This is a genomic window from Promicromonospora sp. AC04 (assembly GCF_003058225.1).
GTDB lineage: Bacteria > Actinomycetota > Actinomycetes > Actinomycetales > Cellulomonadaceae > Promicromonospora.
Genome location: NZ_QBUG01000001.1, coordinates 305,985 through 328,399, shown reverse-complemented (window position 1 = coordinate 328,399; position 22,415 = coordinate 305,985). Strand labels below are relative to the sequence as shown.

Below are 22,415 nucleotides of genomic sequence, written 5' to 3'. Positions count from 1 at the left end.
CAGACGCGACACAATAGGGCTATGTGGTGGTCGGTCATTCTGCTCGTCGTGTGCCTGGTGTTGGCGGTAGTTGTCTTCGTCGTCGCCAGTCAGATGGACGCGCCCTCGAGCAGCAGCACCGAGGAGTTCTCGTTCGTCCAGTGGTTCCGGTCCGGCCTCGCTCGTCTTCGCGGTAACACCAAGGGACGCAGGGACGGTCGCCGGCGCGGCGCGTCCGCCGTCGCGACGCATGCAGTGGGCGCCCCGTCGGTATGGGTCGGCAAGCCTCCCGTGGTCAAGCCGGACCTCTCCCCGGTGGACATGGGGATGTCCGAGTTCTTCGCCGCGACCATCGAGTCCAAGCCCGGCTACGTGGACGCCGAGGAGCTGACCGACGTCCTGAACCGGGCCCGGGACCAGGCGCAGAAGACGCTGCACGTGCCGCTCGGCACCGTGCCGCTGCGGCCGGCCAACCTCGTTCCCGGCCAGCTGCGGGCGGTCCGCCCGGTGCGGTCCGTGCAGCAGGTCGCGCAGGAGCCGCCCGCGGCCGAGGAAGGCCCGGCCCAGGCCGCGAGCTAGGGCGCCGCGGCGGTCCGGCCGGTCAGGCGGTCCGACCGCTCAGCTCGGCACCGTGCGGTGGGACACGATCACCGGCGTACCGCTCAGCGGGTCGGTGAGGATCGACGCCTCGACGGAGAACACGTCGCGCAGCAGGTCCGCGGTCACCACCTCGGCGGGCGGGCCCTCCGCGACGATCTCGCCGTCGCGCATCGCGACGATGTGGTGCGCGTACCGGCACGCGAGGTTCAGGTCGTGCAGCACCATGACGACGGTCCGGCCGCGGTCCCGGTTGAGCGTTGCGACGAGCTCCAGGACGTCCAGCTGATGGGCCATGTCGAGGTACGTGGTCGGTTCGTCCAGGAGGAGCAGGTCGGTCCGCTGGGCGACCGCCATCGCGATCCAGGCCCGCTGGCGCTGCCCGCCGGACAGCTCGTCCACGTCCCGCCCGGCGAGGTCCTCCGTGCCGGTGGCGCGCAGCGCGTCCGTCACGGCCTCCGTGTCGGCCTTGCCCCACTGGTGCCACCAGCTCTGGTGCGGGTGGCGCCCGCGGGAGACGAGGTCGCGCACGGTGATGCCCTCGGGCGAGACGGGCGACTGGGGGAGCATGCCCATGACCCGCGCCACCTCGCGGGTGGGCCGCTCGGCGATCGCCCTGCCGTCCAGCAGCACCGTGCCGCTCGCCGGCGGCATGAGGCGCGCGAGGCCGCGGAGCAGGGTGGACTTGCCGCAGGCGTTGGGCCCGACGATGACGGTGACCTGCTGGTCCGGGACGTCGAGGGACAGCTCCCGCACGACGGTCCGGTCGCCGTACGCCAGGGTGACGGCGTCCGCCCGCAGGCGGGCGTCGGACGCGATGGCCGTGTTCATCAGGGGGTCCCTCTCGTGGAGCGGCGACGCTGCAGCAGGTACAGCAGGTAGGGCGCGCCGACCAGGGCGGTCAGCACGCCGACGGGGAGCTGGAAGGGCAGCGCGGTGCGCGCGATCGTGTCCGCGACCAGCACGAGCGACGCGCCGGCGGCGCCCGCCAGGATCGGCGGGATGTCGGGGACGGCGGCGAGCCGGCGGGCCACCTGCCCGGCGACGAGGGCGACGAACGCGACGGGCCCGGCGGCCGAGGTGGCGAGCGCCGCGAGGCACACCGCGATCACCAGCAGGGCGGTGCGGGAACGTCCGGGCCGGACGCCCCACCCGGCCACCACCTCGTCCTCGAAGAGCAGCGCACGGTTGGTATGGGCCAGCACGAGCGCCGCGGGCAGCAGCACGGCCACGCCGACCAGGACCGGCATCGCCTCGCCCCAGCCGCGCGCGTTCAGGCTTCCGGTGAGCCAGGCCGCCGAGCGCTGCGCGTCGTAGACGTCGATGCGCGTCAGCAGGAACTGCGTAAGGGCGGTCAGCGCGGCGGACAGCGCGATGCCGACCAGGAGGATCCGGCGGCCCTGCAGGGCGCCGTCGCGGGCGAGCAGCGCGATCAGGCCCGCCGCGGCGAGGCCGCCCGCGAGGGCGGCGGCCGGGATCGGGACGACGCCGACGGGGCCGCCCAGGGAGCCGACGGCGATGACCGCCACCACCGCCACCGAGGCGCCCGCGCTGATGCCCAGCACGTCGGGGCTGGCCAGCGGGTTGCGCAGCACGCTCTGGCTCAGCCCGCCGGCGACGCCGAAGGCGGTGCCGACGGCCAGGGCCAGCACCACCCGGGGGAGCCTGACCTCGAGCACCGCATAGACCGTGTTCTCCGGTCCGCGCCCGTTGAGCGCCTCCCACAGGGCGGCGGGGGCAGTGGGCTCGTCGCCCAGGCTCAGGGCGACCGCGGACGCGACCGCAAGGACCAGCAGGGTCCCGAGCACGGCGACGACCACCCGCCGCCGCGGCCGGGGCCGGGGCAGCAGCGAGCGTGCGGTGCGCGTCGGTGCGGCGATCACTGGGAACGCTCCTTCGCACGCCGCGTCAGCCAGATGAAGAAGGGCGTGCCGAGCAGCGCGGTGACGACGCCGACCTGCACCTCGGCCGGGCGCGCGACGAGGCGGCCGACGACGTCGGCCGTCACCAGCAGCAGGGGACCCAGCACAGCCGAGACGGCGAGCACGCGGCGCACGTCGGTGCCCACCAGGGCCCGCGCGATGTGCGGGATGACGAGTCCCACGAAGGCGATCGGCCCGGCCAGCGCCACCGCGGTCCCCGACAGCAGCACGACCGCCGCGCCCGCCAGCAGCCGGGTGCGCAGGACGGCGACGCCGAGGGCCGCAGCGGTGTCGTCGCCGAGGGCCAGGGCGTTGAGCGAACCGGAGACGACGATCGCCAGGATCGCGCCCGCCACGGCCGGCACCGCGGCCGGCAGGAGGACGGCGGGGTCGGGCAGGTTCAGCGCGCCCACCACCCAGAACCGGTACTGGTCCATGGTCGAGGCGCTGAGCAGCACTGTCGCCGAGACGGCGGCGCCGAGGAAGGCCGTCAGGGCCATCCCGGCCAGCGTCATGTTCACGGGCGTGAGCCCTTCGGGCGAACGGCTCGCGAACAGGTACACGGCCACCGTGGCCAGCGCCGCGCCGGCCAGGGCCAGCAGCACGCGGGGCAGGCCCGCGCCGAGGCCGAGGAAGACGCTGCCCGCGACCACGGCCACGGCGCCGCCGGCGGAGATGCCCAGCAGGCCCGGGTCGGCCAGCGGGTTGCGGGTGACCGCCTGCGCGAGCACCCCGGCGACGCCGAGGGCTACGCCGACGAGGAGGCCGAGCAGGGTCCGGGGCAGCCGCAGCTCCCAGATGACGGTCGAGGCGATGCCCTCATGACCCAGCAGGCCGGCGAGGGTCTCGGCCGGCGACAGGACCCGGGTGCCCACGGTGACGCTGGCCAGCGTCGCTACGACGAGCAGGACGAGCGCGACCAGCAGGACCGCGGCGACCGCGGTCTCGCCGCGCGCCGCGGTGCGGGACGCGCTCAACGCTGGTCGGCGGCGATGGCTTCCAGGTCGTCGAGGACCAGCCCGGCCCCCGCCACACCCAGACCCAGGTACCAGGTCTCGTCCGGCACCTCGCGCACGACGCCGCCGTCGACCACCGCGGGGACCTGGTCCCACAGGGGACCGTCGACGACGGCTGCCTGCTCGGTGGAGTCCGGCTCGCCGTAGGTGCCCCACAGCAGCCAGTCGCCCTCGGCGAGCGTGATCTCCTCCGCCGAGATCTCCACGGCGAGGTCGGCGATGTCCTCCGTCTCCGGCCGGGGCAGGCCGGCGTCGGCGAGGATGATGCCGACGAACGAGTCGTTGGCGTACAGCCGGATCTGGCCCGCCATGAAGCGCAGCATGGAGATGGTCGGTGCCTCGCCACCGTTCGCCTCGACGACCTCCGCGCCGACCTCTTCCGCGCGCTCCTCGTAGGCGTCCAGCAGCTCCTGCGCGCGCTCCTCCTCGCCCACGGCCGCCGCGTTGAGCAGGAAGTTATCCTTCCACAGCACGCCGGGGCGCGGGGACAGCACGGTCGGCGCGATCTCCTGCAGGCTGCGCTTGAGGCCGTCGTCGTCGATGCGCAGCGACGTGCCGAGGATCAGGTCCGGCTCGAGGTTCTTGATCTGCTCGAGGTCCAGGGCGTCGTACGGGCCCAGGTCGACGGCGTCGCCGACGTCCAGGTAGTCGGGCGCCATCCCGACGTCGGCCGGGTGGGCGATGCTGACCGGCTCGATGCCCAGCGAGATCATGTTGTCGAGCTCACCGGTGTCGAGCACGATGACGCGCTCCGGGCGGGCGGGGATCTCGGTCTCGCCCACCTCCTCGTTCGCCACGAGGTTGCGCACCGAGCGCGGGAACTCGCCCGGCGCGGCGTCGGTGCCGAGCTGGGCGGCGAGCTCACGGACGTCGTCGAACCCCTCCTGGCCGGTGGCGACGTTGGACTTGTTGTCGCCGGTGCCGGACTCGTCCGCCGCGCCGCAGCCGGTGAGCAGGACGGCGCCCAGGACGAGGGCAGCGACGGACGCGGAGACTGCGCGGGGCATGGTTGTTCCTCTGTGTTCTCGGTGGTGGTGGCGCACGGCCGTGGGTCTGAGCCGGCGCGGTCGTCGCGCTCGGGTCTCGCGGCTACGTCACCCTACACTTGGAGATTAGGCGACCCTAACCCCGGCCCCTGTGCGGCGGGCGACAGGGACGGGGCTCGCACGCCGCCGTCCGCGAGATGAAAGAATCTGGGCGTGAACGAGCTTCCCTGGATCGAGATCATCTCCGCCGTAGTCGTCCTCGCGGGCGGCGGCGGCATCGCCGGCCTCCTGGTAGCCCGACGCCGGAGGCGAACCCAGGACCAGGGGGACGCCCGGGCGACGGTCGAGCCCGGATCGACGGTCGAGCCTGTCGAGGCCCCGTCGGTCGAGCCCGCCGAGACTCCGGTCTCGACGGCGCCGGCCCTCGAACACCCGGCGCCCACCGCCGGCCGCCTGGTGCGCCTGCGTGACCGCCTCGCCCGGTCGGGCTCGCCGCTGGGCGCGCGGCTCCTCTCGGTCCTGTCGAGGGACTCGCTCACGGAGAACGACTGGGACGAGATCGAGGAGGAGCTCCTCCTCGCCGACGTCGGTGCGGGCCCCACCACGGAGCTGCTGGACGCGCTGCGCACCAAGGTCCGCGTGCTGGGCGTGCGCGAGCCCGCCGCGGTGCGCGACCTGCTGCGCTCCGAGCTGGTGGCGCTCCTGCAGCCCGAGCTGGACCGGACGCTGAAGACCGAGCCCACCACCGCGGAGGACGGCACTCACCTGCCCGCCGTGACCCTCGTGGTGGGCGTGAACGGCACGGGCAAGACGACGACGGTCGGCAAGCTGGCCCGGGTCCTGGTGGCGGACGGCCGCAGCGTGGTGCTCGGCGCCGCCGACACGTTCCGGGCCGCGGCGGCGGACCAGCTCACCACCTGGGGCAACCGGGTGGGCGTCCAGACGGTGCGCTCGGACCGCGAGGGCGCGGACCCGGCGTCGGTGGCGTTCGAGGCGGTCGCGCGTGGGCGGGACGACAAGACCGACGTCGTGCTCGTGGACACCGCGGGGCGCCTGCAGAACAAGGCCGGCCTCATGGACGAGCTCGGCAAGATCGTGCGGGTGGCGAGCAAGGTCGCCGCGCCGAGCGAGGTGCTGCTGGTGCTGGACGCGACCACTGGCCAGAACGGGCTCTCGCAGGCCCGCGTCTTCGCTGAGGTCGCCGGCGTCACGGGCATCGTCCTGACCAAGCTGGACGGGACCGCCAAGGGCGGGATCGTGGTGCAGGTGCAACGGGAGCTTGGTGTGCCGGTCAAGCTCATCGGCCTCGGTGAGGGCCCGGACGACCTGGCGCCGTTCGACGTCGACGACTTCGTGGACGGAATTCTTGGCTGAAGAATTGACCGACTTTAGTCAGAAATTGGTACGCACTGGCTTTGTGTCCAATATATGAGAAGATGCCAGCGCAAGCGTGGCCGCACATATGGATACCGCGAAATCACGATCAGATCACGGTTCGCTAAGAAATTTCGCCCAAAAGTAGTCGTGAAATAAGACGTTTACATGCTTCCCGTCTGCGTCACGTAACCGTAACCTCGGTGCAGGTCACGCGTAACGGCTTCCCGCGACGGTAGTCGCGGTGGGCCGAGTCAACAGGACCGGTCCGGGGAGAGAGGCATCTGATGGAAGAGTTTGTTCTGGACAGTGGAAACACTGCCTGGATGATCACCGCCTCCTCGCTCGTGCTGCTGATGACGCCTGGCCTGGCGTTCTTCTACGGCGGCATGGTGCGCGGGAAGAGCGTCCTCAACATGATGATGATGAGCTTCAGCTCGATCGGCGTCGTCGGTCTGATCTGGGTGCTCTACGGCTACTCGCTGACCTTCGGCAGCGACCTCGGTGGCATCATCGGCAACCCCGCCGAGTTCTTCGGCCTCGCGATCACGGACGCCGACTCGCTCATGGGTGCGTACGGCGTTCCGGCCACCGTCGCGGCGGGCTACCAGGCCACGTTCGCGATCATCACCGTCGCCCTCATCTCCGGCGCCATCGCGGACCGCGTCAAGTTCGGCACCTGGCTCGTCTTCGCCGCCCTCTGGGTGACGCTGGTCTACAGCCCGATCGCGCACATGGTGTGGGGTGGCGGCCTCCTCGGCGCCGACGGCCCGATCGCCTCGGCCCTGTCGGTCCCGATCGACTTCGCCGGTGGCACCGTGGTGCACATCAACGCCGGTGCCGCGGGCCTGGCGCTCGCGCTGATCATCGGCAAGCGCAAGGGCTTCGGCACCGAGGCCATGCGTCCGCACAACCTGCCGTTCGTCATGCTCGGCGCCGCCCTCCTGTGGTTCGGCTGGTTCGGCTTCAACGCCGGCTCCGAGTTCGCCGCCGACGGCACCGCCGGCCGCGCCTGGCTGAACACCCTCGTCGCGACCGGTGTCGCGATGCTGGCCTGGATGGCCACGGAGAAGTTCCGTGACGGTGCGCCGACCACCCTCGGTGCCGCTTCCGGCGTCGTCGCGGGCCTGGTCGCCATCACCCCGGCGGCCGCCGCGGTCGACACCTACGGCTCGATCGCCATCGGCCTCGTCGCCGGCATCCTCTGCGCCCTCGCCGTCGGCCTGAAGTACAAGTTCGGCTACGACGACTCGCTCGACGTGGTCGGCGTGCACCTGGTCGGTGGCCTCGTCGGCACCGTGCTCATCGGTCTGTTCGCCACCGGCGACGAAGCGGCCGTCGCGTCCTACGGCACCTGGTACCCGGAGGGCGCGCTCAACGGCCTGTTCTACGGCGGTGGCGTCACGCAGCTCATCACCCAGATCGTCGCCGCGCTGATCGCCGTCGTGTTCAGCTTCGTCGTCACCGCGATCATCGGGTACGCCCTCAAGGCCATCATGGGCTGGCGCATCTCCGAGGAGGCCGAGGTCAGCGGCATCGACCTCGCCGTCCACGGCGAGACGGCGTACGAGGCAGCCACCGGCTCCACCATCACCGAGGTGCGCTGACCGTGACTACGGTGCAGCAACCGACTCTTAGGGAGGTACGCGCATGAAGCTCGTCACGGGTGTCATCCAGCCCCACCGTCTCGACGACGTGAAGACGGCGTTGGAGGGTGCGGGGGTTCGCGGTATGACCGTGAGCGAGGCCAGCGGCTACGGCCGTCAGAAGGGCCACACCGAGGTCTACCGCGGTGCCGAGTACACGGTCGACCTGGTGCCCAAGGTCCGCATCGAGGTGCTCGTCACGGACGAGGACGTCGCCGCGGTGACCGACGCGCTCGTCGGCGCTGCCCAGACCGGCAAGATCGGTGACGGCAAGGTGTGGGTCGTGTCGGTCGACGACGTGGCCCGCGTCCGCACCGGCGAGCACGGCGACGCCGCCCTCTGACCGGGAGTGCTCGACGACGCATGACAAGTGACCCGGTGCCTGAGGGCGCCCGGGAGCAGGCGGAGGCCCCGCACCCCACGGACGGGGTGCGGGGCCTCCGCGACGAACTCCTCGATCTTGCCGCGGGCCTCACGGGCCCGGGCCGCTCGGGCCTGGCCCGGCGGTCCGCCGTGGGCCAGCGGGTCACCGACCGCCTGGGCGCCCTGTTCGCCGAGGCGACCAAGGATGTCGACCCGTCGGGCATCGCCCTGGCGGCCGTCGGGAGCCTCGGCCGTGGCGAGCTCGGCCCGCTGAGCGACCTCGACCTGGTGCTCGTGCACGACGGGCGTACCCACAGCCCCGAAGCGCTGCAGCAGGTGGCCGAGCGCCTCTGGTACCCGCTGTGGGACTCGGGCGTGGACATCGACCACGCGGTGCGGTCCCTGAGCCAGTCCCGGCAGGTGGCGGCGAGCGACCTCCCGGCGGTGATCGGCTGGCTGAGCGTGCGGGCGGTGGCGGGCGACGCCGTCGTCGTGCACCGGGCGGCGTCGGCAGTGCTGACCGACTGGCGCGCCGCCGCGCGGCGGCGCCTGCCCGAGCTCATCTCGTCCACGCGCGACCGCGCGCAGCGCGCGGGGGAGCTCGCCTACCTGATCGAGCCCGACCTCAAGGAGGCGCGCGGCGGCATGCGGGACGCGGTCCTGCTGTCCGCGCTGGCCGCCACCTGGCTCACCGACCGTCCGCACGGCGCGGTGGACGGCGCGTACACGCACCTGCTCGACGTCCGCGACACCCTGCAGGTCGTCACCCGGCGGCGCACCAGCCGCCTCCTGCTGGCGGACCTCGAGGAGGTCGCCGAGCGCACCGGGTACGACGACGGGGACGAGCTGCTGGCGAGCCTCGCGGAGTCGGGCCGGGTCATCTCCTACGCGCTCGACATGACCGTCCGCCGCGCCCGGCAGGCGCTGTCCCGCCCGGTGGGCGTGGGCAAGCCGATGATGGTGCGCGGACGGCGCACGCCGCCGCGCCTCCGCTCGGTGGGCGACGGCCTGGTGGAGCACGACGGCGAGCTCGTGCTCGGCGTCGGGACCCGGCCGGCGTCGGACGCGCTGCTGCCCCTGCGAGCCGCCGCGACGGCGGCCCGGACGGGGCTCGTGCTGTCGCCCGTGACCATCCGGAGCCTGGAGCAGAGCCCGCCCCTGCCCGAGCCGTGGCCGCCGGCCGCGCGCGAGAGCCTGCTCTCGCTGCTCGCCGCCGGACAGGCGCAGGTCCCCGTGTGGGAGGCGCTCGACCTCGCCGGGGTGGTCACCTCCTGGATCCCCGAGTGGGCGGACGTGCGCAACCGGCCGCAGCGCGCGGCGATCCACCGGCACACGGTGGACCGGCACCTCGTCGAGACGGCGTCGGTGGCGGCCCGGCTGCGACGTCGGCTGGCCGACCCGTCGACGGGCCCCGGGCACGGCTCCGGCGACCTGCTGCTCCTGTCCGCGCTGCTGCACGACATCGGCAAGGTGCGTGGCGCGGCCGACCATTCGGCGGAGGGCGCCCGGCTGGTGCCGGGCGTCCTGGCCCGCGCGGGCTTCCCGTCCCGGGTGGTCGACGACGTCACGCTGCTCGTGCGCCACCACCTCACGCTCGCCGACCTGGCCACCACCGCCGACCCGGACGACCCGGCCACGGTGGCGACCCTGCTGGAGGCGGTGGACCACCGGCGTGACCTGCTCGAGGTGCTGCGCGCGCTGACGGAGGCGGACACCACGTCGCTGGGGCCGAAGGCCTGGACGGGCTGGCGGCAGCAGCTCGTGGACGGGCTCACGGAGCGGGCCCGGGCTCAGTTGCCCGGATGAACGTGTGGTGACCCATCTCGATTAGGCTGTGCCCGTGTTCAATTCCCTGTCCGACCGGCTTACCTCGACGTTCAAGAACCTGCGCACGCGGGGCCGTCTCTCCGAGGCGGACATCGACGCGACCGTGCGGGAGATCCGCCGCGCCCTCCTCGACGCCGACGTCGCGGTACCCGTGGTGCGCGAGTTCACCGGCGCGGTGCGCGAGCGCGCGCTGTCGTCCGAGGTCTCGGGTGCGCTGAACCCGGCGCAGCAGGTCGTCAAGATCGTCAACGAGGAGCTCGTCGACATCCTCGGCGGGGCGACGCGCCCGCTCACGCTGGCCAAGACTCCGCCAACGGTCATCATGCTCGCGGGTCTGCAGGGTGCCGGTAAGACGACGCTGGCCGGAAAGCTCGCGCACGCCCTGAAGGGGCAGGGCCACACGCCGGTGCTGGTCGCCGCCGACCTGCAGCGCCCCAACGCGGTGACCCAGCTGTCCGTGGTGGCCGAGCGCGCCGGCGTCCCGGTCTTCGCGCCGCACCCGGGCAACACGTCGGAGGCGGACGACCCCGCGGCCGACGCGCCCCTGATCGGCGACCCGGTCGGCGTCGCCCGGGACGGCGTCGCGTACGCCAAGGAGCGCCAGCACGACGTCGTGATCGTGGACACCGCGGGCCGCCTCGGCATCGACGAGGTGCTGATGCGGCAGGCGTCGGACATTCGCGCCGCGGTGAACCCGGACGAGGTCCTGTTCGTCATCGACGCGATGATCGGCCAGGACGCGGTGAACACCGCCAAGGCCTTCGCCGACGGCGTCGACTTCACCGGCGTGGTGCTCTCGAAGCTGGACGGTGACGCCCGCGGTGGTGCCGCGCTCTCGGTAGCCAAGGTCACCGGCCGGCCCATCATGTTCGCGTCCACGGGCGAGAAGCTGACGGACTTCGAGGTCTTCCACCCCGACCGCATGGCGAGCCGCATCCTCGACATGGGTGACGTGCTCACCCTCATCGAGCAGGCCGAGAAGGCGTTCGACGCCGGCGAGGCCGAGAAGATGGCGCAGAAGCTGGCCAGCGGCCAGGACTTCACGCTGGCCGACTTCCTGGTGCAGATGCAGCAGCTGAAGAACATGGGCTCGATGAAGAAGATGCTCGGCATGATGCCGGGCATGGCCCAGATGCGCGACCAGCTCGACCAGTTCGACGAGCGCGAGGTGGGTCGCATCGAGGCGATCATCCACTCGATGACGCCGACCGAGCGCGACAACCCGAAGATCATCAACGGCTCGCGCCGGGCCCGTATCGCCAAGGGCTCCGGCACCACGACGACGGCCATCAACCAGCTCCTGGAGCGGTTCGAGAACGCCCAGAAGATGATGCGGCAGATGTCCAAGGGCGGCGGCATGGGCCCCGGCGGGATGCCCATGATGCCCGGCGGCCCCGGTATGGGTATGGGCAAGAAGTCCCGTGGCAAGACGCAGCCGCCGAAGAAGGGCAAGAAGGGCAAGTCCGGGAACCCGGCCAAGCGGGCCCAGCAGGAGAAGGAAGCCATGCAGCGCGCCCTGGGCGGTGGACCCGCCGCCGCGCCGGCCGCGCCCGCCGGGTCGGCGTTCGGTATGGCCCCGAAGAAGAACGACGAGGCGCCGGACCTGAGCAGCATCGAGCTGCCGCCGGGCCTGGAGAAGTTCCTGGGGCGGTGAGGTCGGCCGGCGGGGCCGGCTTGCGGGGCCGACCGGTGGTCGGCCGGGGCGTGGACCGGCGATGTCCGCCGGGGCAGGGCGAGTCCACAGGGTGAGTCGGGAGAGCGAGGGAGCCGGATGTCTGCGCTGGGAGGTCCGACCGCGGCGATCCGCGGACGCATCCTGCTGGGTGACGACCGCGAGGCCGAGGAGATCTGGGTCCGCGGTGGTCGCGTCAGCCTGACCCGCCCGTCGGCGCAGGGCACCAACATGCAGGTGCTGGAGGGCTGGGCGGTGCCCGGCCTGGTCGACGTGCACTGCCACATCGGGCTCGCGGCCGACGGCGCGGTGTCCGAGGACGAGGCCGAGAAGCAGGCAGTGGCGGACCGCGACGCCGGGGTGCTGCTGATCCGCGATGCCGGCTCGCCGCTGGACACCGCGTGGGTGCACCGGCGCGGCGACCTGCCGCACCTGCTGCGGGCGGGCATGCACCTGGCGCTCCCCAAGCGGTACCTCCGTAACTACGGGCTCGAGCTCGAGTCCCCGGACCAGCTCCCGCAGGCGGTGCGCACGCAGGCCCGCCGCGGCGACGGCTGGGTCAAGCTCGTGGGCGACTGGATCGACCGCACGCTCGGGGCCGACGCCGACCTGCGTCCCCTGTGGCCCGACGACGTGCTCGCCGAGGCGGTCGCCGTGGCGCACGCCGAGGCGGCGCGCGTGACGGTGCACGCCTTCGCGACGGAGACCATCGACGGCCTGCTGGCGGCCGGGGTGGACTGCATCGAGCACGGCACCGGAATGACGGCCGACCACATGGACGTGGCCGCCGAGCGGGGCATCGCCGTCACGCCCACGCTGCTGCAGGTGGGGCAGTTCGAGAACATCGCGGCCCAGGCCGACGGCAAGTACCCGGTGTACGCGGAGCGGATGCGCGCCATGTACGCGCGCCGGTACCAGCAGGTGCGTGACCTGTACGAGGCAGGTGTGCGGCTCCTGGTCGGGACGGACGCGGGCGGGACCATCTCGCACGGCCGCATCGCTGACGAGTGCGTCGAGCTGGTCGCCGCCGGGATCCCGGCGGCGGAGGTCGTGGCGATGGCGTCCTGGCGCGCTCGCGACTACCTGGGCTTCGGGGCCGTCGTCGAGGGGTCCAGCGCGGACCTCGTGGTGTACCCGGCGGACCCGCGCGAGGACATCGAGGTGCTGCGGCACCCCACCGCCGTCGTGCTGCGCGGCGTGATCTACCCGACCGCCGGCTGACCCCGCCCGCTGACCCTGGGCGGTGTGACGCACACGCGGTTGGTGGCGCCCCGCGCCGTCTGGCACAATATGCAGGTACTCGGCGTGCCCGGGCCCCTCTCACCCGGCCAGGCTGCGTCTCGGTCCCACCCACTGCTTCACCCCACGTCGCGGTGCTCGGACCATCCCATCAGAACCAGGAGAGACCACTTCGTGGCTGTCAAGATTCGTCTCAAGCGCCTCGGCAAGATCCGGGCCCCGTACTACCGTGTCGTCGTCGCCGACTCGCGCACCAAGCGCGACGGTCGCGTGATCGAGGAGATCGGCAAGTACCACCCGACCGAGGAGCCGTCGCTCATCGAGATCAAGTCAGAGCGCGCACAGTACTGGCTCGGTGTCGGCGCGCAGCCGACCGAGCAGGTCGCCGCCCTGCTCAAGGTGACCGGTGACTGGCAGAAGTTCAAGGGCCTGCCGGGTGCCGAGGGCACCCTGCGGGTCAAGGGCGAGAAGGCCGGCGCGGCCGCCGCTATCGAGGCCGTGAACGCCGACGCCGAGAAGGCCAAGGCCAAGGCCGCCGAGAAGGCTGCCGCTGCCGCCGCCGAGGCTCCGGCTGCGCCGGCCGAGGGCGACGAGGCCTGATGCTCTCGGAGGCCCTCGAGCACCTGGTGCGCGGCATCGTGGACAACCCGGAAGACGTCCGCGTCTCCGCGAAGACGCTGCGCCGTGGTGACCTGCTCGAGGTCCGCGTGCACCCCGACGACCTCGGCCGAGTCATCGGCCGGGGCGGTCGCACGGCGCGCGCTCTGCGCACCGTGATCGGTGCGCTCGCCACCGAGGGCCCGGTGCGGGTCGACGTCGTGGACGTCGACCGGCGCTGAGCGTCCCGTACTCAGCACGACGACGAGGCCCGGTCCGAACTCGGACCGGGCCTTGCTCATCTCCGGGGGGCCGGACCCGCTGGTCGAGCCGGTCGAGACCCCCACTTCATCTTCGAGGAGAGACATGCAGCTCACCGTGGCCCGCGTCAGCAAGGCGCACGGGCTCAAGGGCGAGGTTGCCCTCGACCTGCGCACGGACGACCCGGAGACCCGGCTCGCGATCGGCGAGCGGCTCGAGACCGTGCCGGCCGGCGTCGGGCCGCTGACGGTGACGCACTCGCGCGAGCACCAGGGGCGGTGGCTCGTCACGTTCGCCGAGGTCACCGGCCGGAACGCGGCGGAGGAGCTGCGGGGGACCGAGCTTGTGGTCGAGGCGGGCGACTCCGACGAGGAGGACGCCTGGTACCCGCACGAGCTCGAGGGCCTGCGCGTCGAGCTCACCGACGGCACGGTGGTGGGCAAGGTCGTCACCCTGGAGTACCAGCCGGCCCACGAGGCGCTGCTGATCGAGGAGAGCCTGCCCGACGGCGGGACGGCCCGCACGCTGGTCCCGTTCGTCATGGCGATCGTGCCGGTGGTCGACGTCGCGGGCGGTCGCGTGGTGCTGACCCCGCCCGGTGGGCTGCTGGCGCGGGACGCGGACGCCGCCGTCGTCGACCGGGAAGACGACTGACGTGCGCGTCGACGTCGTCTCGATCTTCCCGGACTACCTGTCCGTGCTCGACCTGTCGCTCGTGGGCAAGGCGCGGCAGCGCGGCCTGCTGGACCTGCGCGTGCATGACCTGCGCGACTGGACCACCGACCGGCACCGCACCGTCGACGACACCCCGTTCGGCGGGGGAGCGGGCATGGTCATGCGCCCGGACGTGTGGGGTCTGGCGATCGACGAGGTGCTGGATGGCGCCGCCGGCGCGCACCTGATCGTGCCGACGCCGTCGGGCGAGGTGTTCACCCAGCGGCACGCCGAGAGCCTCGCGTCGGCCGACCAGCTCGTGTTCGCGTGCGGACGGTACGAGGGGATCGACGCGCGTGTCGCCGAGCACTACCGGGACGCCGGCGTCACCGTGCACGAGCTGTCGATCGGCGACTACGTGCTCAACGGCGGTGAGGTCGCCTCGCTCGTCATGATCGAGGCCGTGGCGCGGCTGATCCCCGGGATGGTCGGCAACCCGGACTCGCTGGTGGAGGAGTCGCACGGGGCCGCCGGGCTGCTGGAGTACCCGGTGTACACGAAGCCGCCGTCGTGGGCGGACCTCGAGATCCCCGAGGTGCTGCTGTCGGGGCACCACGCGAAGATCGAGCGCTGGCGCCGGGACCGCGCGCTGGAGCGGACGGCGCAGCGGCGGCCGGACATGATCGCCGCGCTCCCCGTTGCGAGCCTGGACAAGCACGACCTGGCGCTGCTCGCGGAGCTCGGTTGGGTGCCGGATCCGGGCGATGACGGGAAGCTGACGCGAGCCTGAGCGCGCTTGAGCGCCCGGCTGAGGTCAGACTCGCTCGGGGCGTCGGCCTGGGCGTTTGTGTGTCCCCACACACACGTGTGCCGCCCGCACATGCGTGTGGGTAGAATGAGCCGCTGGTGCGTCGCCGGTCAGGTCTCTGCCACAGGGGACGACCGGGGCGGGCAACCGCCCCCGACCGGGTCAAGCCGCACCGCCATCCACACCCTTTCGGGACCCTGACGGCCGTCCGGCCGGGGCAGGGCCCACGAGATTCGCGTCTGACCTGTGGCAGGCCCGGAGAGAACAATGCAGAAGCTCGACATGATCGACGCAGCCTCGCTGCGGTCCGACATCCCGGAGTTCCGTGCCGGTGACACCGTCAAGGTCAACGTCAAGGTCGTCGAGGGCAACCGCTCTCGTGTCCAGGCGTTCCAGGGCGTCGTGATCTCCCGCCACGGCGGCGGGATCGGCGAGACGTTCGCTGTCCGCAAGGTCAGCTTCGGGGTGGGCGTGGAGCGCAAGTTCCCGCTGCACGCGCCGACCATCGAGTCCATCGAGCTCGTCACCCGCGGTGACGTGCGTCGTGCGAAGCTGTACTACCTGCGCGAGCTGCGCGGCAAGAAGGCGAAGATCCGCGAGAAGCGCGAGAACTGAGGCGCCGAGCGCTCCAGCACGCAAGCGGCACCGGCCGCCGTCCTCCGCATCGAGGGCGGCGGCCGGCGCCGTACCCGCGCAGGTCTGTGCGGATATTCGACGGGGTCCGTGTTCGCCCGCCAGACCATTTCGCAGCGGGCGCTCCAAGGTGACAGAGTTACCCTCGTGACGAGTTTCGACCGGGTGGCTCCGCCCACCCCTATCGATGGGACGCCCTTGAGCGAAGTGGATCCGTGGGGAAACGGTGGGGCGCATCGTCGGGGTGGGGCCGCGCACGGTCGTGAGCCGCGAAAGCAGCAGTCGGGCTTCCTCGCGATGCTCAAGGAGATCGCGATCATCGTGGTCAGCGCGCTGATCCTGTCGTGGCTCATCAAGACGCTGCTGGTGCAGCCGTTCTACATCCCGAGCGCGTCCATGGAGGACACGCTGACGGAGGGCGACCGCGTCATGGCGTCGCGCCTGACGCCCGGCCCGTTCGACCTGGAGCGCGGGGACATCGTCGTCTTCGTGGACCCGGGCGACTGGCTGCCGCCCTACATGCCGCCGGAGCGTGGCCCGGTCGGCGACGCGGCGGTGTCGTTCCTGACGACGGTGGGCCTGCTGCCGCAGGACACCGGCGACCACCTCATCAAGCGCCTGATCGGCCTGCCTGGTGACAAGGTCGTGTGCTGCGACGCCGAGGGACGCGTGTCGGTGAACGGCACACCGATCGACGAGACGTACATCAAGCCCGGGTCGATCCCGAGCCAGGACCCGTTCGAGGTCACGGTGCCCGAGGACATGCTGTGGGTCATGGGTGACAACCGCCAGAACTCGCAGGACTCGCGGTACAACCGTGGCAAGCCGGGCGGCGGGTTCGTGCCCGTCGAGAACGTCGTGGGCACGGCGTTCGCCACCGTGTGGCCGCTGGACCGGCTGGACTGGCACAGCCGTCCGGACGACGTCTTCGGTGCGGTCCCCGACTCGCCTCCAGCGGGGAAGTAGGGCGGTGCGCAAGGTGCCCACGCTGCGACAGGAACGGGCTCTCCTCGCCTCCGGCGCCCGCCTCGTGGCGGGGATGGACGAGGTGGGGCGCGGGGCCCTCGCGGGCCCCGTCAGCGTGGGCGTCGTGGTGGTCGACGCCGCCACGCGCACCGGGCCCAAGGGCGTGGCCGACTCGAAGCTGCTGACGCCGAACGCGCGCGAGGCGATCGCGCCCGCCGTGCGGCGCTGGGCCGTGGCCTGGGGTGTGGGCCACGCGGGCCCGGCCGAGATCGACGAGCACGGCATCATCGCCGCGCTCCGGCTGGCCGGACGGCGCGCGCTCGCGCAGGTGCGGCTGGTGTGCGGCGACGTCGACGTCGTCGTGCTGGACGGCAAGCACAACTGGCTCTCGACCCCGGCGCTCGACCTGTTCGAGGCAGCGGACGCCGCCCCCGGCGACGGAGCCCCGGAGCCCGCGGTGCGGACGCTGATCAAGGCCGACATGACCTGCACGTCCGTGGCCGCCGCCAGCGTACTGGCCAAGGTGGAGCGCGACGCGATCCTGGTCGAGCTGGCGCAGCGGCACCCGGAGTACGCGTGGGACCAGAACAAGGGCTACAGCGCGAAGGCGCACATGGACGCCCTCGGGCTGCACGGGCCCACGCCACAGCACCGCAGGTCCTGGAACCTGCCCGGAACCCCGGCGTCGGTGGGATGATGTCGTCGTGAGCGCCGAAGACCTCGAGAACTACGAGACGGAGATGGAGCTAGCGCTCTATCGCGAGTACCGCGACGTGGTGGGCCTGTTCGCCTATGTGGTGGAGACCGAACGCCGGTTCTACCTGGCCAACCAGGTGGACCTGCAGGTGCGGTCCGCCGCGGGCGAGGTGTACTTCGAGCTGCGGCTCGGCGATGCCTGGGTGTGGGACGTCTACCGCTCGGCGCGTTTCGTGAAGTCGGTGCGCGTGGTGACGTTCAAGGACGTGAACGTCGAGGAGCTGGCGAAGGCCGAGCTGGCGCTCTGACGCCGTCCTTCCGGCTGGGCCGGGCGTAGGCGTACACAGTCGGGCTGAAATTACCTGAGGGTCGGCACAGACCCTCTCGGCGAGATTCCAACGGTTCGTGCGCGACGCCGGGCCTGTGGATCGTCGATCCGTGCACAGGTGAGCCGGCGGCGCCGTCGGCGGGCCCCTTCGTGACCAAGGCTGGTCACGGAGGTGGACGCGATGGCGAAGAAAGACGGCGTGGGCCGGTACGGCGAGCGGGTAGCCCTGCGGCACGTGGAGGCACGTGGCTGGCAGGTGCTCGACACCAACTGGCGCGGCAAGGACGGAGAGCTCGACATCGTCGCGCTCGACGGCGACGTGCTGGTGGTGGTCGAGGTCAAGACGCGGTCGAGCCTGGGCTTCGGGCATCCCGCGGAGGCGGTCACGCCGCGCAAGCTGGCGCGCATCAAGCGGCTGACGGGGCAGTGGCTCACCGTCTTCCGGGAGCGCCTGGCCGCGGCGCGGCTGCGGGAGGAGACGGCGTCGGGCAGCCCGGTGCCGGTGCTGCCGGACGTGCGCACGCGCTTCGGCGCGATCCGCATCGACGTGGTGGCGGTGACGCTGCAGGAGCAGGGGCCCGCCGTCGTCGAGCACCTCGAGGCGGTGGCCTGATGGGGATAGCGACCACGCGAGCGGTGTCGCTCGTCGGGATGCAGGGGCACGTGGTGGAGGTGCAGGCGCACCTGGCGGCGTCGGTCCCGGGGTTCACGCTGGTGGGGCTGCCGGACGCCGCCCTGAGCGAGTCACGCGATCGGGTGCGGGCGGCGGTGACCTCCACGGGGCTGCCGTGGCCGGTCAAGAAGATCACCGTGAACCTGTCGCCGGCCTCGCTGCGCAAGCAGGGCAGCGCGTACGACCTCGCTATCGCGGTGGCGATCCTCGCGGGGGCCGAGGGGCCGGCGTCGGCAGGGCTGAGCAGGGTGGGCCTGGACCGGGTGGTGCACCTGGGCGAGCTCGGGCTCGACGGGCGCATCCAGCCGGTACGCGGCGTGCTGCCGACGGTCGCGGCGGCCGTGGACGCGGGATACCCGGACGTCGTGGTGGCGGCCGGCGACCTCGACGAGGCGCGGCTGGTGCCGGGCGCCCGGGTCGTGGGCGCGGCGAGCCTGGCCGAGGTGGTGGCGCTGCACGGCGGCCCGCCGGAGCTGGTGCGCGAGGTGGTGGCCGTGCAGCCGACCCGCTCCGCGCTGCCCGCGCGCCTCCCGGGCGACCTGGCCGACGTCGTGGGACAGGAGCGCCCGCGCGCGGCCCTGGAGGTGGCGGCCGCCGGCGGTCACCACCTGCTGCTCGTCGGCCCGCCGGGTGCGGGCAAGACGATGCTGGCCTCCCGCCTGCCGGGGATCCTCCCCGATCTCACCGACCGGGAGGCCGTCGAGGTCACCGCCGTGCACTCCGTCGCGGGTACGTTCGACCCGGGCGGGGGACTGATCCGTCGGCCCCCGTTCGAGGACCCGCACCACACCGCCACGCAGGCGGCGGTGGTGGGCGGCGGGTCCGGTGTGCCGCGCCCGGGGGCGGTGTCGCGGGCGCACCGCGGAGTTCTCTTTCTGGACGAAGCGCCAGAATTCGGAAGCAAGGTTTTGGAGACGCTGCGCCAGCCGCTGGAACAGGGCGAGCTGGTGATCCACCGGTCGGGCGGCGCGGCGCGCTACCCGGCCCGGTTCCAGCTCGTCATGGCGGCCAACCCGTGCCCGTGCGGGCTCGCCATCGGCAAGGGGCTGGAGTGCACGTGCTCGCCCGCTGCGCGGCGCCGCTACTTCGCGCGGCTGTCCGGACCGCTGCTGGACCGGGTGGACGTGCAGGTGGAGGTCCAGCCGGTCGACCGGGTCGAGCGGATGGAGGGCACGTCCGAGCCGACGTCGGTCGTGGCCGGCCGGGTGCTCGCCGCGCGTGAGGCCGCGCGGGCCCGGCTGGTCGACACACCGTGGTCGACCAACGCGGAGATGCCGGGGCGGTTCCTGCGCGACCTGCTCAGGCCGCGCCCCGGTCTGCTCGACCCGATCGAGCGGGCGATGACCGACGGCCGGCTCAGCCTGCGCGGCGTGGACCGGGTGCTACGGATCGCCTGGACCATCGCAGATCTCGCGGGGCGCGGATCGCCCACCGGGGCCGACGTCGGGAACGCGCTGCTGCTGCGTACGGGAGGCAACCATGGCTGAGTCGCTCTTCGAGCTACCCCGCACGGCCCTGAGCTTCGACCCGGAGGACCCGGTGCTGGCGCGGGCCGCTTGGAGCCGGATCGCCGAGCCCGGGGATCCGGTGGCCGGCGCGCTGGTGGGGCATCTCGGGCCCGTCGGTGCGCTCGACTGGCTGGTCGACGCTGCTCGGGCGCCCGAGCGGGCCGGTGCCGCGCTCCGGCGGATCGGCGGCGGTGGCGTGCCGGCTTCAGGGGCGGGTCGGGGTGTGGGCTCGGGTGTTGGCTCCGGGCGTGGCGCTGGCGCTGGCGCTGGCACTGGCACTGGCACTGGCGTTGGCCCTGGCCCTGGCCCTGGCCCTGGCCCTGGCCCTGGCTCGGGTTCGGGCTCGGGTTCTGGTTCGGGTTCCGGCTTCGGCGCGGACTGGGGTACGGCCCGCCGGACCGACGCGCCGGGCCACGTGCTCGGGCCGGCCGCCGAGGGGCCATCAGCCTTCGGGGCACGCGCCGCCGGCCTGGTGGTCGCCGCCGTGCGGCGCTGGGCGCCCCGGCTCGAACGGCTCGATCCCGAGGGTGAGCTCGCTGTGCTTGCCCGATACGGCGGCACGTTCCTGACCCCGGACGACCCACGCTGGCCGACGGCGCTCGCCGAGCTCGGTGCCACCGCGCCCCTGTCGCTGTGGGTGCGCGGTGACCCTGACCTGGCCCGGCTGGCGGCGCGCTCGGTGTCCCTTGTGGGCTCGCGCGCCTGCACCGACTACGGCATCCGCGTGACGCGGGCCCTGGCGTGCGGGCTGGCCGACCGCGGGTTCACCGTCGTCTCCGGCGGCGCCAACGGGATCGACGCGGAGGCGCACCGGGGCGCACTGGTATCGGGGACGCGGACCGTGGCGTTCCTGGCGGGCGGAGTCGACCGGCTCTACCCCGCGAGCAACACCGACCTGCTGCGGCGGACCATCGAGCAGGGCGCCCTGGTGAGCGAGGTGCCGCCCGGGTCGGTGCCGGGCAAGCAGCGGTTCCTCAAGCGGAACCGGCTGATCGCCTCGTTCACGGCGGGCACGGTAGTGGTCGAGGCAGCGTTGCGTTCCGGCGCGCTGTCCACGGCCAACCACGCGGTGTCGCTGCTGCGCCCGCTGGGTGCGGTGCCGGGCCCGGTCACGTCGATGGCCTCCGCCGGCTGCCACGAGCTGCTACGCAGCGGTGCCGCCGTGTGTGTCACCGACGCCGCCGAGGCCGCCGAGCTGGCCGGGGACATGGGCGAGACAGCGCCGCAGCGGAGGGGCGAGACGAGGCTCGGCGACGACCTCGACGCGGCGGGCAAGGCGGTGCTCGACGCCCTGCCCGTCCGGAAGCCGGCGCACGAACGGTCGATCGCCCGTGCCGCAGGGCTCGCGCTCGGCGACGCGACGGGTGCGCTCGGGCTGCTGGAGCTGATGGGCCTCGCCGAGCAGAAGGACGGCGGCTGGCGCAGGCGCTGACCGGTGGTGCGCGCACTGATCGGTGGTGCACGTCCTGACCGTTGGCGCGCGCCACCGACCGGGTTGGCGCGGCGGCCGCACCGCTAGCGAGCTTGCTGGTCAGCCGGCGGGGTCGAGCACGAGCTTGCCGACGCTGCCGCGCGAGCGTAGCTGGGCGGCGCGCCTTCTTCACCGCGCGGGAGGCGAGCGGCACACTGGCAAACGTGGACCTTACCGACCTGTCCGGCTTGCCTCGGCTGCCCGAGCAGTTTTCCGGCGCCGTGTCCCGGTTCGCCAGCTACCTCCACGCGCAGCGCGGGCACTCCGCCCACACTCGGCGTGCCTACGTGGCCGACGTGACCGACCTTCTCCGGTACGCGATGCGGCACGGCAGCACGCGTCTCGACGCGATCGACCTCACGCTGCTTCGCGGGTGGCTCGCGTCCCAGTCGGAGCGAGGGCTCGCGCGCTCCACGCTCGCCCGCCGGGGTGCCTCCGCTCGCGCGTTCCTGCGCTGGGCGCACCGCTCCGGGCTGGTGCCCGTCGACCCCTCGGCCCGCCTCGCGAGCCCCAAGGTGCCGCGCACCCTGCCCACCGTGCTCGACGTGGACGCGGCCAGTCGCCTGCTCGACGGCGCGCGAGCGGCCGCGGACGACGCCGACGAGGCGGCCCGGCCGGCGGCCCTGCGGTCGTGGGTCGCCGCGGAGCTGCTGTACGGCGCGGGAATCCGCGTGGGTGAGCTGGTGTCGGTCGACGTCGGGCACGTCGACTCGCGAGACCGGCTCGTGCGGGTGCTCGGCAAGGGCGGCAAGGAGCGGGTGGTCCCGTTCGGCATCCCGGCGGCGCGCTCGGTGGACGCCTGGCTGACCGACGGCCGGCCCGCGTTCATGACAGCCACCACCGGCGACGCCTTTCTCGTGGGAGAGCGCGGCGGACGCTGGGGCCAGCGCCAGGTGCGCGAGGCCGTGCACCGCCTCGCGGCCCAGGCCGGGGTCGACGACATCGCGCCGCACGCACTACGGCACTCCGCCGCGACCCACCTGCTCCAGGGCGGCTCCGACCTGCGGGCCGTGCAGGAGGTGCTGGGCCACGCGAACCTCGCGACCACCCAGCGCTACACCCACGTGGACGCCGAGCGCCTGCGCAGCGTCTACGCCCAGGCATTCCCCCGCGCCTGACCCCCGAGCCGCCAAACCCCTCCACCGCCCAGCTGGAGTGGCCGGGGGCCCGGCGGCCGAATCGCAAGGTACCCGTCCATC

General features: G+C 72.9%; 23 protein-coding genes. 19 read left to right on the top strand and 4 right to left on the bottom strand.

Annotated features, from left to right (window positions below; genetic code table 11):
- Positions 1-21 precede the first annotated feature (21 nt).
- Positions 22-558: a hypothetical protein gene (locus C8K30_RS01390; protein ID WP_108491097.1), complete on the top strand. Its 537-nt coding sequence runs from the start codon at positions 22-24 to the stop codon at positions 556-558.
- A 39-nt stretch (positions 559-597) separates the two neighbouring features.
- Here the strand turns inward: C8K30_RS01390 and C8K30_RS01385 are convergent, their stop codons facing one another.
- The 4 genes from C8K30_RS01385 to C8K30_RS01370 are packed head-to-tail and all read right to left on the bottom strand — an operon-like array spanning position 598 to position 4,521.
- Positions 598-1,407: an ABC transporter ATP-binding protein gene (locus C8K30_RS01385; protein ID WP_108491096.1), complete on the bottom strand. Its 810-nt coding sequence runs from the start codon at positions 1,405-1,407 to the stop codon at positions 598-600.
- Positions 1,407-2,459, bottom strand: a complete 1,053-nt coding sequence (locus C8K30_RS01380; protein ID WP_108491095.1) for an iron chelate uptake ABC transporter family permease subunit — start codon at positions 2,457-2,459, stop codon at positions 1,407-1,409. The genes C8K30_RS01385 and C8K30_RS01380 overlap by 1 nt, the downstream gene beginning before the upstream one ends.
- Positions 2,456-3,475, bottom strand: a complete 1,020-nt coding sequence (locus C8K30_RS01375; RefSeq protein WP_108491094.1) for an iron ABC transporter permease — start codon at positions 3,473-3,475, stop codon at positions 2,456-2,458. Before C8K30_RS01375 ends, C8K30_RS01380 begins: the two co-directional genes overlap by 4 nt.
- Positions 3,472-4,521: an iron-siderophore ABC transporter substrate-binding protein gene (locus tag C8K30_RS01370; RefSeq protein ID WP_108491093.1), complete on the bottom strand. Its 1,050-nt coding sequence runs from the start codon at positions 4,519-4,521 to the stop codon at positions 3,472-3,474. The genes C8K30_RS01375 and C8K30_RS01370 overlap by 4 nt, the downstream gene beginning before the upstream one ends.
- 192 nt (positions 4,522-4,713) lie before the next feature.
- On the opposite strand from C8K30_RS01370, the gene ftsY reads away from it, so the two are divergent.
- The 18 genes from ftsY (at position 4,714) to C8K30_RS01275 (ending at position 22,334) form a co-directional block, all read left to right on the top strand.
- Positions 4,714-5,874: a signal recognition particle-docking protein FtsY gene (gene ftsY / locus C8K30_RS01365; protein WP_108491092.1), complete on the top strand. Its 1,161-nt coding sequence runs from the start codon at positions 4,714-4,716 to the stop codon at positions 5,872-5,874.
- 287 nt (positions 5,875-6,161) lie between these two features.
- A complete protein-coding gene (locus tag C8K30_RS01360) occupies positions 6,162-7,481 on the top strand; it encodes an ammonium transporter (RefSeq protein WP_108491091.1) in 1,320 nt (439 codons plus the stop codon).
- A 43-nt stretch (positions 7,482-7,524) separates the two neighbouring features.
- Positions 7,525-7,863 (top strand): P-II family nitrogen regulator, encoded by a 339-nt coding sequence (locus tag C8K30_RS01355; RefSeq protein WP_108491090.1) that lies wholly within the window; start codon positions 7,525-7,527, stop codon positions 7,861-7,863.
- Between the two features lie 20 nt (positions 7,864-7,883).
- Entirely contained in the window at positions 7,884-9,689 is a 1,806-nt protein-coding gene (locus C8K30_RS01350) for an HD domain-containing protein (RefSeq protein ID WP_108491089.1), read from the top strand.
- A gap of 34 nt (positions 9,690-9,723) precedes the next feature.
- Complete coding sequence (gene ffh / locus C8K30_RS01345) at positions 9,724-11,364, top strand: signal recognition particle protein (RefSeq protein ID WP_108491850.1); 1,641 nt, start codon at positions 9,724-9,726, stop codon at positions 11,362-11,364.
- A gap of 117 nt (positions 11,365-11,481) precedes the next feature.
- Positions 11,482-12,603, top strand: coding sequence for an amidohydrolase family protein (locus tag C8K30_RS01340; protein ID WP_108491088.1), 1,122 nt, complete (start codon positions 11,482-11,484; stop codon positions 12,601-12,603).
- 192 nt (positions 12,604-12,795) lie between these two features.
- On the top strand, positions 12,796-13,221 hold the full coding sequence (gene rpsP / locus C8K30_RS01335; protein WP_108491087.1) for a 30S ribosomal protein S16: 426 nt from the start codon (positions 12,796-12,798) through the stop codon (positions 13,219-13,221).
- Entirely contained in the window at positions 13,221-13,460 is a 240-nt protein-coding gene (locus C8K30_RS01330; protein WP_108491086.1) for an RNA-binding protein, read from the top strand. The genes rpsP and C8K30_RS01330 overlap by 1 nt, the downstream gene beginning before the upstream one ends.
- Positions 13,461-13,584: 124 nt before the next feature.
- Entirely contained in the window at positions 13,585-14,133 is a 549-nt protein-coding gene (gene rimM, locus C8K30_RS01325) for a ribosome maturation factor RimM (RefSeq protein WP_108491085.1), read from the top strand.
- Position 14,134: 1 nt separating this feature from the next.
- Positions 14,135-14,923 (top strand): tRNA (guanosine(37)-N1)-methyltransferase TrmD, encoded by a 789-nt coding sequence (gene trmD, locus C8K30_RS01320; RefSeq protein WP_108491849.1) that lies wholly within the window; start codon positions 14,135-14,137, stop codon positions 14,921-14,923.
- A 285-nt stretch (positions 14,924-15,208) separates the two neighbouring features.
- Complete coding sequence (gene rplS / locus C8K30_RS01315) at positions 15,209-15,556, top strand: 50S ribosomal protein L19 (protein ID WP_108491084.1); 348 nt, start codon at positions 15,209-15,211, stop codon at positions 15,554-15,556.
- A 225-nt stretch (positions 15,557-15,781) separates the two neighbouring features.
- Positions 15,782-16,540 carry a signal peptidase I gene (gene lepB, locus C8K30_RS01310; RefSeq protein ID WP_369939334.1) on the top strand — a complete coding sequence of 253 codons (759 nt, stop codon included), beginning with the start codon at positions 15,782-15,784 and terminating at the stop codon, positions 16,538-16,540.
- A 4-nt stretch (positions 16,541-16,544) separates the two neighbouring features.
- Positions 16,545-17,237, top strand: coding sequence for a ribonuclease HII (locus C8K30_RS01305; RefSeq protein WP_108491082.1), 693 nt, complete (start codon positions 16,545-16,547; stop codon positions 17,235-17,237).
- A gap of 7 nt (positions 17,238-17,244) precedes the next feature.
- On the top strand, positions 17,245-17,544 hold the full coding sequence (locus C8K30_RS01300; protein WP_020016858.1) for a DUF2469 domain-containing protein: 300 nt from the start codon (positions 17,245-17,247) through the stop codon (positions 17,542-17,544).
- A gap of 201 nt (positions 17,545-17,745) precedes the next feature.
- Entirely contained in the window at positions 17,746-18,177 is a 432-nt protein-coding gene (locus C8K30_RS01295; RefSeq protein WP_108491848.1) for a YraN family protein, read from the top strand.
- Positions 18,177-19,724 carry a YifB family Mg chelatase-like AAA ATPase gene (locus C8K30_RS01290; RefSeq protein WP_108491081.1) on the top strand — a complete coding sequence of 516 codons (1,548 nt, stop codon included), beginning with the start codon at positions 18,177-18,179 and terminating at the stop codon, positions 19,722-19,724. The genes C8K30_RS01295 and C8K30_RS01290 overlap by 1 nt, the downstream gene beginning before the upstream one ends.
- Positions 19,717-21,177: a DNA-processing protein DprA gene (gene dprA / locus C8K30_RS01280; protein ID WP_233256911.1), complete on the top strand. Its 1,461-nt coding sequence runs from the start codon at positions 19,717-19,719 to the stop codon at positions 21,175-21,177. The genes C8K30_RS01290 and dprA overlap by 8 nt, the downstream gene beginning before the upstream one ends.
- Before the next feature lie 203 nt (positions 21,178-21,380).
- The gene (locus C8K30_RS01275; RefSeq protein WP_233256910.1) at positions 21,381-22,334 is read left to right on the top strand and encodes a tyrosine recombinase XerC; all 954 of its coding nucleotides are present in this window, start codon (positions 21,381-21,383) and stop codon (positions 22,332-22,334) included.
- The last annotated feature ends 81 nt before the right edge of the window (positions 22,335-22,415 follow it).

Excerpts from the sequence above, each read along its gene's own strand:
- C8K30_RS01390 (WP_108491097.1), top strand. The coding sequence starts at position 22 with ATGTGGTGGTCGGTCATTCTGCTCGTCGTGTGCCTGGTGTTGGCGGTA.
- C8K30_RS01385 (WP_108491096.1), bottom strand. The coding sequence starts at position 1,407 with ATGAACACGGCCATCGCGTCCGACGCCCGCCTGCGGGCGGACGCCGTC.
- C8K30_RS01370 (WP_108491093.1), bottom strand. The coding sequence starts at position 4,521 with ATGCCCCGCGCAGTCTCCGCGTCCGTCGCTGCCCTCGTCCTGGGCGCC.
- C8K30_RS01360 (WP_108491091.1), top strand. The coding sequence starts at position 6,162 with ATGGAAGAGTTTGTTCTGGACAGTGGAAACACTGCCTGGATGATCACC.
- C8K30_RS01355 (WP_108491090.1), top strand. The coding sequence starts at position 7,525 with ATGAAGCTCGTCACGGGTGTCATCCAGCCCCACCGTCTCGACGACGTG.
- C8K30_RS01350 (WP_108491089.1), top strand. The coding sequence starts at position 7,884 with ATGACAAGTGACCCGGTGCCTGAGGGCGCCCGGGAGCAGGCGGAGGCC.
- C8K30_RS01340 (WP_108491088.1), top strand. The coding sequence starts at position 11,482 with ATGTCTGCGCTGGGAGGTCCGACCGCGGCGATCCGCGGACGCATCCTG.
- C8K30_RS01330 (WP_108491086.1), top strand. The coding sequence starts at position 13,221 with ATGCTCTCGGAGGCCCTCGAGCACCTGGTGCGCGGCATCGTGGACAAC.
- rimM (WP_108491085.1), top strand. The coding sequence starts at position 13,585 with ATGCAGCTCACCGTGGCCCGCGTCAGCAAGGCGCACGGGCTCAAGGGC.
- rplS (WP_108491084.1), top strand. The coding sequence starts at position 15,209 with ATGCAGAAGCTCGACATGATCGACGCAGCCTCGCTGCGGTCCGACATC.
- C8K30_RS01295 (WP_108491848.1), top strand. The coding sequence starts at position 17,746 with ATGGCGAAGAAAGACGGCGTGGGCCGGTACGGCGAGCGGGTAGCCCTG.
- C8K30_RS01290 (WP_108491081.1), top strand. The coding sequence starts at position 18,177 with ATGGGGATAGCGACCACGCGAGCGGTGTCGCTCGTCGGGATGCAGGGG.
- dprA (WP_233256911.1), top strand. The coding sequence starts at position 19,717 with ATGGCTGAGTCGCTCTTCGAGCTACCCCGCACGGCCCTGAGCTTCGAC.